At 54.9% G+C, this 751-nt stretch carries 1 protein-coding gene; it reads left to right on the top strand.

The genetic code is table 11. The features are described 5' to 3' along the window. Positions 1 to 59: 59 nt before the first annotated feature. Positions 60 to 751: tyrosine-type recombinase/integrase (locus tag H6A15_RS10200; RefSeq protein WP_204673644.1), on the top strand; the 692-nt coding region annotated here is incomplete at its 3' end.

Below are 751 nucleotides of genomic sequence, written 5' to 3'. Positions count from 1 at the left end.
GAACACAGGCCTGCAACTTCAGAATTGTTTCCACCGAGCCAGGGGGAAAGGAGACCTCGATGGAAGCGATGATCAATATGGTCCTAGCTCAGATGCAGCCAGTCCTAGACTATCTGCAGCTAAAGCAATTAAAAACAGTGCTCGAAAGCACTCTGTACAGCCATGCCGAAAGCAGCGTGCCCAGCAACTCAAGCCTGCTCGACCTCTTCCTTACCGCCAAGGAAGTCGAGGGGTGCTCCTCGAGAACAATCACGTACTACGAAAGCACCCTCAAACACATGGACAGCTCAATCGGGCAACCATATACCCAAATCTGCAGCGACGACCTGCGCAAATACCTCAGCGACTACGAATCGAACCGTAGCGCGGGCAAGGTGACCATCGATAACATTCGGCGCATCATGTCCAGCTTCTTTTCCTGGCTCGAAGACGAGGACTACATCGTCAAGAGCCCCGTCCGACGGATCCGCAAGGTCAAAACGGCAACGACGGCAAAAGAGGTACTGAGCGACGAGGATCTGGAGACCCTTAGGGACAACTGCCCGTCCCTGCGTGACCTCGCCATCGTCGACATGCTCGCATCAACCGGTATGCGTGTTGGAGAGCTGGTCGGCCTCAATATCTCAGACGTAAATCTGCAGGAACGGGAATGCGTTGTCACCGGCAAGGGCAACAAGCAGCGTCCTGTCTACTTCGACGCGCGGACCAAGCTGCATCTAACGGAATACCTGCGCTCCAGGAATGACGACAG

Origin of the sequence: Enorma phocaeensis (assembly GCF_016901575.1) — a bacterium.
Taxonomy (GTDB): domain Bacteria; phylum Actinomycetota; class Coriobacteriia; order Coriobacteriales; family Coriobacteriaceae; genus Limicola; species Limicola phocaeensis_A.
The sequence above is the reverse complement of the archived record's forward strand: the minus strand, read 5'-3'. Positions and strand labels throughout refer to the sequence as shown.